At 63.7% G+C, this 9,877-nt stretch carries 7 protein-coding genes and 1 pseudogene (1 of these 8 running past the window's edge); 3 read left to right on the top strand and 5 right to left on the bottom strand.

Annotated elements, in window-relative coordinates:
* Together EOB80_RS17530 and EOB80_RS17535 are read left to right on the top strand one after the other, a co-directional pair.
* Positions 1 to 273, top strand: a pseudogene (locus EOB80_RS17530) (GlxA family transcriptional regulator) (it extends 718 nt beyond the left edge of the window).
* Positions 274 to 608: 335 nt separating this feature from the next.
* The gene (locus tag EOB80_RS17535; protein WP_127328768.1) at positions 609 to 2,273 is read left to right on the top strand and encodes a VWA domain-containing protein; all 1,665 of its coding nucleotides are present in this window, start codon (positions 609 to 611) and stop codon (positions 2,271 to 2,273) included.
* A gap of 68 nt (positions 2,274 to 2,341) precedes the next feature.
* Here the strand turns inward: EOB80_RS17535 and edd are convergent, their stop codons facing one another.
* From edd to zwf, 3 genes are all read right to left on the bottom strand, one after another.
* Positions 2,342 to 4,165 (bottom strand): phosphogluconate dehydratase, encoded by a 1,824-nt coding sequence (gene edd / locus EOB80_RS17540; RefSeq protein ID WP_127328769.1) that lies wholly within the window; start codon positions 4,163 to 4,165, stop codon positions 2,342 to 2,344.
* Positions 4,166 to 4,238: 73 nt separating this feature from the next.
* Positions 4,239 to 4,955 (bottom strand): 6-phosphogluconolactonase, encoded by a 717-nt coding sequence (gene pgl, locus EOB80_RS17545; RefSeq protein ID WP_127328770.1) that lies wholly within the window; start codon positions 4,953 to 4,955, stop codon positions 4,239 to 4,241.
* Positions 4,937 to 6,406, bottom strand: a complete 1,470-nt coding sequence (gene zwf / locus EOB80_RS17550; protein WP_127320684.1) for a glucose-6-phosphate dehydrogenase — start codon at positions 6,404 to 6,406, stop codon at positions 4,937 to 4,939. The genes pgl and zwf overlap by 19 nt, the downstream gene beginning before the upstream one ends.
* Before the next feature lie 315 nt (positions 6,407 to 6,721).
* Here zwf and EOB80_RS17555 point away from each other — a divergent pair, with 315 nt between their 5' ends.
* On the top strand, positions 6,722 to 7,468 hold the full coding sequence (locus tag EOB80_RS17555) for an SDR family oxidoreductase (protein ID WP_127328771.1): 747 nt from the start codon (positions 6,722 to 6,724) through the stop codon (positions 7,466 to 7,468).
* A gap of 12 nt (positions 7,469 to 7,480) precedes the next feature.
* Here EOB80_RS17555 and EOB80_RS17560 read toward each other — a convergent pair whose 3' ends face one another.
* On the bottom strand, positions 7,481 to 8,305 hold the full coding sequence (locus tag EOB80_RS17560; RefSeq protein ID WP_164762649.1) for an SH3 domain-containing protein: 825 nt from the start codon (positions 8,303 to 8,305) through the stop codon (positions 7,481 to 7,483).
* Between the two features lie 262 nt (positions 8,306 to 8,567).
* Positions 8,568 to 9,854, bottom strand: a complete 1,287-nt coding sequence (locus tag EOB80_RS17565; RefSeq protein ID WP_127328773.1) for an FAD-binding oxidoreductase — start codon at positions 9,852 to 9,854, stop codon at positions 8,568 to 8,570.
* Positions 9,855 to 9,877: the final 23 nt, after the last annotated feature.

Consider the following 9,877-nt stretch of genomic DNA (forward strand, 5'->3'; position numbering starts at 1 on the left):
GCCGAGCCGCTGTCGGCAGTGCAGCTGGCCAAATCCGCCGGCCTTTCGGTGCGCCAGGTCGAGCGCCTGTTCCTGCGCCACCTCAGCGTCACGCCTGGCCGTTATTACATGCGGCTGCGGCTGGAGCGGGCGCGCGAACTGCTGCGCCAGACCAACATGCCGATCCTCGATGTGGCGATAGCGACCGGCTTCACCTCGCATTCCTACTTCGCCCAAAGCTACCGGCTGCAATTCGGCAGGCCGCCCTCGGAAGAGCGCCGCACGACTTACTGAATTCCGCTTCCGCTGAAAAGTTCGGCATTCGGCCCGGCGCATCGAGCCAGGGTAGCGAATTCGGGTAACGGGTTCTTTCGGAGCCTTCGCGCCGCGTTGGCTGACGGGTGCATCAAACGAAAAACCCGCCTGAGCGGCGGGTCACCGGCGCAAATCAGCACCATAGGCAAAAATGTACCATAGCTGAGGTCACCGAGTCAAGAAAAAATTCCTATCATGGAAAGCTGCCGGAACTGCCGAAGTCGCCGAACTGGCTGTCAAGCGCCCGGACTTGTGTCCCGGCGCCGCGTCAAATAGCTTGCCGCCCGGATCAGGGGCGGATTTAGGAGATTTCGATGGCGGGACTTGCACGGGGTGTCGCTGCGGCGATCCTCCTTTTGTCGATGACGACGTTCGGCTTCGCCGCAAACAAGGTCATCATCATTCTCGATGCGTCCGGCTCGATGTGGGCGCAGATCGACGGCAAGCCCAAGCTCGAAATCGCCCGAGAGTCGCTTCGAACCGTGCTTCAATCGGTCCCCACCGACGACGACATCGGCTTTATGGCCTATGGCCACCGTGAAAAGGGCAGCTGCGACGACATCCAGCTGATCGTGCCGCCGCAGGCAGGTTCGGGCAGCGCCATTTCGGCCGCTGCCGACAGCCTGAAATTCCTCGGCAAGACGCCGCTGACCGCTGCCGTCAAGCAGGCGGCCGAGGCGTTGAAATACACCGAGGACAAGGCGACCGTCGTGCTCATCACCGACGGGCTCGAAACATGCGGGGGCGACCCTTGCGCGCTTGGCAAGGAGCTCGAGGCATCCGGCGTCGACTTCACTGCCGATGTCGTCGGCTTCGGCCTGACCGCCGATGAGGGCCGGCAGATCGCCTGCCTCGCCGACAACACCGGCGGCAAGTACATCCAGGCCTCCGACGAGAAGGCGTTGCAGGAGGCGCTTGCCGAGACAGTGGCGGCGCCGGCGCCTGCTCCTGAACCGGCTCCGGCACCTGCGCCAGCGCCCGCGCCGGAGCCGGCCAAACCGGAATTCAATTTCCTGCCGACAGCGGTGCTTGCCGAGGGCGGCGATCCCGTCACCGACGGCAACGCCTGGGAAATCTACAAGGCCAAACCCGACGGTACGCGCGGCGACTACGTCAGCACCGAATACGGCGCCTACAAGGCCAATCTGGAACCGGGCGACTATATCGTCGTGGCCAGTGACGGCCAGGCCAAGACCGAGCAGAAGGTCAAGATCGAGGCCGGCCAGGTCTACAAGCCGCTTTTCAACTTGAATGCCGGCACGCTCATCATCCACCCACGACCGAGCGCGGCGGCGGATGTCGTCGATGGCGCGGCTGTCGTCATCGACTATCCTGGTGCTGACATGCCCGCCACCTTTTATGGGACGACGAAAGCCGTGTTGCCGGCCGGCGACCAGAAGGTGACTGTCACGATCGGGCAGGGCGTGGCTACCGAGACGATTCCGCTGGCTGCCGGCAAGACCGTGGAAAAGGACATGGTTGCCGGTGTTGGCCATGTCGTTGCCAATGCTTACTATGCTGCGGGCGGCGACAAGGCGGACGGTTCAGGCATCGGCTTCAAGGTGCTCAAGGCAAAAAAGAAGATCGATGGAACCAGGGACGAGGTGACCTATGCCTACGGACCCGACAGCAAATTCGATCTGCCGCCCGATGACTATGTGTTGATTGCGACGGTTGATCTCGCCGTCGTCGAGCAGCCGTTCACTGTCAAGGTGGGCGAATTTCAGGATCTGAAGGTCGCAATGAATGCCGGCGTGCTGGCGATCACCGCGCCCGGAGCCTCGAAGATCGAGATTTTCGAGGCCAAGAAGGACATCAACGGCAACCGCAAGTCGCTTGGCTATGCATTCGAGCAGAAGTATCAGGCAGCGATCCCGGCGGGCGACTACGCCGTCGTTTCGGAGAAATCCGACAACAGTTCGAAAGAAGGCAACGTGACGGTCAAGGCCGGCGAGCGAGCCGAGCTAACCGTGCAATAGAATCGTATGCACAACCGCAAGAGGGCGGCCATGTGCCGCCCTTTTTCATGAACGACGCAGAACTGCCGTCAAGCGGTGCCGAAGGCGCTGGCGCCATGGTCGGCGCGGCCGACCAATTGCCGGAAGCCGGCAAACAGTTCGCGGCCGAAGCCGAACTCGTTGCCGATAAGATCGGCATCCGCCGTCCGGCGCAAGGCGAACTCCCCGGCCGGCACCAGGACTTCGAGTGTGCCGGCTTCGGCGTCGAGCCGGATGATGTCGCCTTCGTGGATCCTGGCGATAGGACCCTCCTCGACCGCCTCCGGCGTCACATGGATCGCCGCCGGCACCTTGCCGGAGGCGCCAGACATGCGCCCGTCGGTGACCAGCGCGACGCGCTGGCCGCGATCCTGCAGGATGCCGAGCACGGTGGTCAGCTTGTGCAGTTCCGGCATGCCATTGGCCTTCGGCCCCTGGAAGCGGATGACGGCGATGAAATCACCGGTCAGCGTGCCTGCCTTGAACGCATCGTTCAGCCCTTGTTGGCTGTCGAAGACCCTGGCCGGCGCCTCGATGATACGCCGCTCCGGCTTCACCGCGGAAGTCTTGATGACGGCATGGCCGAGATTGCCTGACAGCACCTTCAGACCGCCGGTCGCCTGGAATGCCTTGTTGAACGGCGCCAGCACCTTTTCGTCGCCGCTTGCCTTCGGCGAGGCCTCGCGCACCACGCCTCCGTCGGCGCCGAGCTTTGCCTCGACCGCATAGGGCCGCAGCCCTTCGCCCCACACCGTCTGCACATCCTCATGCAGGATGCCTTCGTCGAGCAGTTCGCGGATCAGGAAGCCGAGCCCGCCGGCGGCGTGGAAATGGTTCACGTCGGCGAGGCCGTTCGGATAGACCCGCGCCAGCAGCGGGACGGCTTCCGAAAGGTCGGAAATATCCTGCCAGGTGATGGCTATGCCGGCCGCCGCCGCCATGGCGATCAGGTGGATGGTGTGATTGGTCGAGCCGCCAGTGGCGTGCAGACCGACGATGCCGTTGACGATCGACCGCTCGTCGATCATCCGGCCGACAGGCGTATAGGCGTTGCCGAGCGCGGTGATCGCCAGCGCCCGCTTCGTCGCCTCGCGGGTCAGCGCCTCGCGCAGCGGCGTGCCGGGGTTGACGAAGGAAGCGCCCGGCGTGTGCAGGCCCATGATCTCCATGAGCATCTGGTTGGAATTCGCCGTGCCGTAGAAGGTGCAGGTGCCCGGCCCATGATAGGATTTGGACTCGGCTTCCAGCAGTTCGGCGCGCCCGGCCTTGCCCTCGGCGTAGAGCTGGCGGACCTTGGCCTTCTCGTCATTGGGCAGGCCGGTCGTCATCGGTCCGGCCGGAATGAACACTGCCGGCAGATGGCCGAAGGTGAGTGCCGCGATGACCAGCCCCGGCACGATCTTGTCGCAGACGCCGAGATAGACGGCGGCGTCGAACATGTTGTGCGACAGGCCGATCGCTGCGGCCATGGCGATGACATCGCGCGAAAACAGCGACAACTCCATGCCGGGCTGGCCCTGGGTGACGCCGTCGCACATCGCCGGCACGCCGCCGGCCACCTGCGCAATGCCACCGGCTTCGCGGGCCGCGTCCTTGATCAGCGCGGGGAAGGTCTCGAACGGCTGATGCGCCGACAGCATGTCGTTGTAGGAGGTGATGATGCCGAGGTTCGGCACCTTGTCGGCGCCCAGCGCGAGCTTTTCCGAGGGGCTGCACACCGCAAAGCCGTGGGCGAGATTGCCGCACGACAGCACAGCCCGGTTGGCGGTGCGGTTCGATGCCTCGGCGATGCGGCCGAGATAACGCTCGCGGCCCGGCTTTGAGCGCTGGCGGATGCGTTCGGTGATGGCTTCGATGTCGCGTCTGGCGGTCATGGCGGTCGGTCCTTTCAGGCGAGGTCCCGGAAACATCCTCCCGCCGTTTGCCGGGACCAGAGTAAATCGAGATTCAGGGGGCCCAGAAAACCTCTACGGGCTTATGCGCTGCGTCGAGCACGGCACGGATTGGCTTTCGCGGCCCGGGCGCCACCGCGCCGTCGAAGGCGATACGCTTGTCCTCACCCTCTATGTGCAGCGCGATGAAGCCGGCTTCGACGATGCGCGCCAGCGACAGGGTCAGCCGCGGCTCGCCCGCACTTGCCGCATGAACGGGCAGCACGATCCTGTCGCAAGACGGGTCGAGCAGCGTTGCCAGATCGTCGGCATCGGGAAAGAACGAGGCGGTGTGGCCGTCCGGCCCCATGCCGAGCACGACGACATCGAGCGGCCAGGGCAAGGAGCGGAGCGCTGCATCGTCGGACGAGGCCGCATCCTCGATGCTGGTGGCTTCGTGATAGAGCGGCACGAAACGAGCCGCCTTGGCCGCGTTCTGCAACAGATTGGCGGTCACCAGTCCGGCATTGGAGCGTGGCGAGGAGGCCGGCACGAAACGCTCGTCGACCAGCGTCACGATCACCTTGTCCCAGGCGATGGGTATCGCTGAAAGGGCGGCGAGGAATTTTGCCGGCGTGGTGCCGCCGGAGACGGCGAGCAACCCCGTGCCGCGCTCGGCGATCGCCTTGGTCAGTCTGCCTGCAGCATGACCGGCAAGGGCGGCCGCCAGTTCCTGGCGCCCGGCGAAGCCGTTCCAGTCATAGGCGGCGCTGTTCAATTGCTCTCGTGCCATGTCCGCCCGTCACGCTCGATCAGTGCTATCGAGGCCGATGGCCCCCAGGTGCCCGCCGTGTAGCCCTGCGCCTCCTGCCTGGCACTTTCCCAGGCATTCTGGATCGGGTCGATCCATTTCCACGCCGCCTCGACTTCGTCACGGCGCATGAACAGGGTCTGGTTGCCACGGATGACGTCCATGATCAGCCGCTCATAGGCGTCCGGTGCGCGGCCGTCGAAGGACTGTGCGAAACTCATGTCGAGCGAGATCTGGCGCAGCCGCATGCCGCCCGGACCCGGATCCTTGATCATGATGAACTGCTTGACGCCTTCGTCCGGCTGCAGCCGGATGACAAGCTGGTTGGCGAAGATCGGTCCGGCGCTGTCGCCGAAGATCGAATGCGGGATCGGCTTGAATTCGATGACGATTTCCGAAACCCGCGTCGCCAGCCGTTTGCCGGTGCGGAGATAGAACGGAACGCCCGACCAGCGCCAATTGCCGATCTCGGCCTTGATGGCGACGAAGGTTTCGGTGTTGCTATCCTTGCCGAGTTCCTCGACATAGCCTTTCACCGGTCCGCCGGCCGAAGCCCCGGCGCGATACTGCCCGCGCACGGTGTGCTTTGGCGCCTCGTTGCCGTTGATGCGCTTCAGTGCCCGCAGCACCTTCAGCTTTTCGTCGCGCACGGCGTCGGCATCCATCGACGATGGCGCTTCCATGGCGACGAGGCACAGCAGCTGCAGCATATGGTTCTGCACCATGTCGCGTAGCGCGCCGGCCTTGTCGTAATAGGTGACGCGGTCTTCCAGACCGACGGTCTCGGCCACGGTGATCTGCACATGGTCGATGTGGGCTGAATTCCACAACGGCTCGTAGAGCGCGTTGGCGAAGCGCAGCGCCATCAGATTCTGCACCGTCTCCTTGCCGAGATAATGGTCGATGCGGAAGATCTGGCTTTCGTGGAAGTCGTCGCCGACCAGGTCGTTGAGCTTACGTGCCGAATCGAGGTCGCGGCCGATCGGCTTTTCCAGCACGATGCGCGAGTTCGGCGTGATCAGATTGTGCTCTTTCAGCTTGTGCGAGATGTCGCCGAACAGCGCCGGCGCCACCGCCAGGTAGAAGGCTCGAATGCGGTCGCTGTCGCCGATCGCTTTCTTGAGCTTGTCGAAGCCGGCGCCGCTCGTCGCATCGGCCGAGACGTAGGATAGTCGCGCCAGAAAAGTCTTCAGTTCCTTGGCGTCGATGTCGGCCGGTTTGACGTGCTCGGAGATCGCCTGTTTGGCGAAGGCCTGGAATTCTTCGTCGCTCATTTTCGAGCGCGATGTGCCGATGATGCGTGTCGGCTCCGAAAACTGATGGTCGCGCTGGCGATAATAGAGCGACGGCAGAAGCTTGCGTTCCGACAGATCGCCGGTGCCGCCGAAAATGATGAAGTCGAAAGGCTCGACGGGGATGATCTGGCTGGTCATGGTCTGTCCGCTTTGACGCCGGTCGCTGTGACGCGGCTGATATAATCTAATCGATTTAAATTTTCCAGTGCCATGGTGTCACATCTGGGTGTATGCGCCTGCCCCTTGACAGTCCGATGACCCGGAGGCTTGTCGAAAGGCGCGGCTCCGGAAGCCTTCGCAGTTGCAGCATAGAGCGGGATCGACGCGAAAGCCAAAGGAGAAATCGGCGATGGCTCCACATCTTTCGGCCAATCCAGTCAGAAGCCGTGGCTTTGCGCGGATGAGCGCCAATGACGTGCCCGTTGATCGTCACCAATCATGAGCGGAAAAAACATGCGTCTGGAAAACAAGGTTGCGATTATCACCGGTGCTGCGTCGGGTTTTGGCGAGGGCATCGCCAGGCGCTTTGCGCAGGAGGGCGCCAAGGTCGTTGTCGCCGACCTCAACGCCAGGGGCGCGGAACGCGTCGCCGGTGAGATCGGAGAAGCGGCGATCTGGACCCAGACCGATGTCTCGCTGCGCTCCGAATTCGACGAGATGGTCTATGCCGCCAAAAGCGCCTTCGGCCGCATCGACATCATGGTCAACAATGCCGGCTATACCCATCGCAACGGCGACATGCTCAATGTCGACGAGGACACCTTCGACCTGATAACCGCCGTCAACATGAAGGCGATCTATCACGCGGCACTCGCCGTGGTGCCGATCATGGAGCGGCAGGGCGGCGGCGTCATCCTGACCACGGCCTCCACCGCGGGTCTGCGGCCGCGCCCCGGCCTCACCTGGTACAACGCGTCGAAAGGCTGGGCGATCACCGCCACCAAATCGATGGCGGTGGAACTGGCGCCGAAGAACATCCGCGTCAACTGCCTCTGCCCGGTTGCAGGCGAAACCGGCATGCTGGAGAAATTCATGGGCGTCGACACGCCCGAGATCCGCGAGAAGTTCCGCGCATCGATCCCGCTCGGCCGGCTTTCGACGCCGCTCGACATCGCCAACGCCGCACTCTGGCTGGCCTCGGACGAAGCCGCCTTCATCACCGGCGTGGCGCTGGAGGTCGATGGCGGCCGCTGCATCTGAAAGTGCCAGGCGTCACGCGCCGGTCTTGATGTAACTCTTGTAGATCCAGCCGGTCTTGCCGTTGTAGGTGATCTGGCACCATTGCTTGCAGCTCTTCACCTGCACCGAGGTTTTGGCTGGCACCGTACCGATGGCGGCGGCATTTTTCTTCGGGCCGCTTCGCATGGTCACGGCCCTCAGGATGCGCCCTGTTCCGGTGGCTGCGGCTTTCCTTGGCTTCGCCTTGGCCTGGCTGTCATCGCCTTCCGCCGCTGGCACTTGCGGCTGCACCGCGGGGATGGCGGCGGTTTGTGCGCCGTCGGGGTGGTTGCCCGTGGCTGCGCTGGGCGCGGCTACCTTGGCAAGTTCGGTGGCGGCATCGGTAGCGGCTGCCGGCTGTGCGAATGCCGCAGCTTGCTTGTCCGCTGCCTTGGGAGCGGTCGAATCGGAGGTGGTTGCGTCCTTCGGCTGCGAACCGGTCCAGCGCGGGTCATTAGCGGCAAGTGCGGGGAGGTTGGTTTGCGCGGCCGCCACGGTAGTTGGAATTGCGTCGGACTTGCGCGCCTGCGGCACGGCTGCCGCGGCGACCGCGGCCCCAACCGGGGTTATTTTCGTCGTCTTCACCGGAACCGTTGGAATTGTCTGCTCGGGGCTCGCTGCCGCTTGCCTGTCGCTGGCCGGCAATGCCAGCCACAGCGCCACGGCGGCGACGCCAAGCAGCGCGGCGGTGCCGATCGCGGCGATGACCAGATGCGAGTTCGAACGGACTTCCTGCCAGAAGGACGGCCGCATGTCGTATCCGAACTGCATGGCAAAGCGCCGACGTTCCGGCGTACCGAAACTGAAGGGCTCTCTCACTCTTGCCACCTCCATAAGCGGGCCGACGTTCTTTCGGTCGGTGCCGGAAGTCCGGCGTCTGATCCGCATAGGTCCCAAAAACAACGCGGGCAGTCCCGCAACAATCCCCGAACAATCGCCCAGAACCGGCAGCTTTCGCCTGCGATTGTGGCATCAGTACGCCATTATAGGGGATTCTGCGCCTTTGCGGGAAATTGCGCAATGCGTCGCACGGGCAACAAATGTTACAATGAATATTACAATATTACATCAGGTGGGTCGACTAGATCCTGTCCCGCAACGCAAACCAGTTGAGCGCCAGGAACAGCAGCGGCGCGCGGAAGCGCCGACCGCCGGGGAACGGCGGGATTTTCAGATCCTCGATCAGCTTCAGCCGGTCGCGGTTGCCGGCAACGGTTTCAGCATAGAGTTTACCGAAATAGTTCGACAGCATGACGCCGTGGCCGGAATAGCCGCCGGCCGAGATCACATTGGGCATCACTTCGCGCACGAAAGGCTTTCTCGGCACAGTGATGCCGACATAGCCGCCCCACCCATGCGTGATCTCGACATCCCTGAGTGCGGGGTAGAGTTCCGCGATCTGGCGGCGGATGTGAATGTGGATATCCTTCGGATCGTTGACGCCATAAACCTCGCGTCCGCCAAACAGCAGCCGCCCGTCCTTCGATCTGCGGAAATAGCGCACGACGAAGCGGGAGTCGTCGACCGCCTCGCCGCCCGGCAGCACATCTGACTCTGCCCACAGAGGCACCGTCGCGCCGATGAAGGAACCGATGGGCATGATGTGCGCGGCACTCACCGGCTCGAGCGTGCCGCCATAGGCGTTGACCGCTATCAGGCATTTCTGGGCCGTCACCGTCCCTCTCGGTGTCGAAACCTTGACCTTGCCGCCACTGGACATGATGCCGGTCGACGGCGTCCCCTCGAACAGCTGCGCGCCTGCAAGCGCTGCCACCCGCGCCGTGCCGATCACCAGCTTCATCGGATGGATGTGGCCGGTGCCGGTGTCGCGCGTGCCGCCGAAATAGGCGGTCGAGCCCAACCGCTCCGCCGTCTCCCTGGCATCCATGAACGAGATATGCGGGTAGGCAAAACGGCTCGCCATGATCTCGGCATGCGCCTTGTAGTCGTCGACATAGCGGGGCTTGTGCGCCACCGAGAGCTGGCCCGGCATATAGTCGATATCGATCTGGTTGGCGGCAGTGAATTCGAGGAGATGCGCCTTGGCCTCTTCGGCAAGATCAAACAGCGCCTTGGCGCGGGCCAAGCCATACTCGGATTCCAGGTCCTCGGCCCAGGCGCGCTGGCCGGTGCCGAGCTGCCCGCCATTGCGCCCGGAGGCGCCATCGCCGAAGCGGTACGCGTCGATCAGCACGACATTGGTGCCTGCCTTGGCCAGATGCGCCGCCGCCGACAGCCCGGTGAAGCCGCCACCAATGATGACGACATCGCATGTCCGGTCGCCATCCAGTCCGGGATATTCGGGCCTCGGTCCCGCCGTGTCCTCGTACCAGGAACGGCCGGGGGAAATTGGGGATTGGTAAGGCATGATGCTCGCAGGGAGTAGGGGAG

It is taken from the genome of Mesorhizobium sp. M7A.F.Ca.MR.245.00.0.0 (assembly GCF_003997415.1).
Classification (GTDB): Bacteria; Pseudomonadota; Alphaproteobacteria; order Rhizobiales; family Rhizobiaceae; genus Mesorhizobium.

Coding starts and splice junctions, on each gene's coding strand:
- EOB80_RS17535 (WP_127328768.1), top strand. CDS start 609: ATGGCGGGACTTGCACGGGGTGTCGCTGCGGCGATCCTCCTTTTGTCG.
- edd (WP_127328769.1), bottom strand. CDS start 4,165: ATGACCGCCAGACGCGACATCGAAGCCATCACCGAACGCATCCGCCAG.
- pgl (WP_127328770.1), bottom strand. CDS start 4,955: ATGGCACGAGAGCAATTGAACAGCGCCGCCTATGACTGGAACGGCTTC.
- zwf (WP_127320684.1), bottom strand. CDS start 6,406: ATGACCAGCCAGATCATCCCCGTCGAGCCTTTCGACTTCATCATTTTC.
- EOB80_RS17555 (WP_127328771.1), top strand. CDS start 6,722: ATGCGTCTGGAAAACAAGGTTGCGATTATCACCGGTGCTGCGTCGGGT.
- EOB80_RS17565 (WP_127328773.1), bottom strand. CDS start 9,854: ATGCCTTACCAATCCCCAATTTCCCCCGGCCGTTCCTGGTACGAGGAC.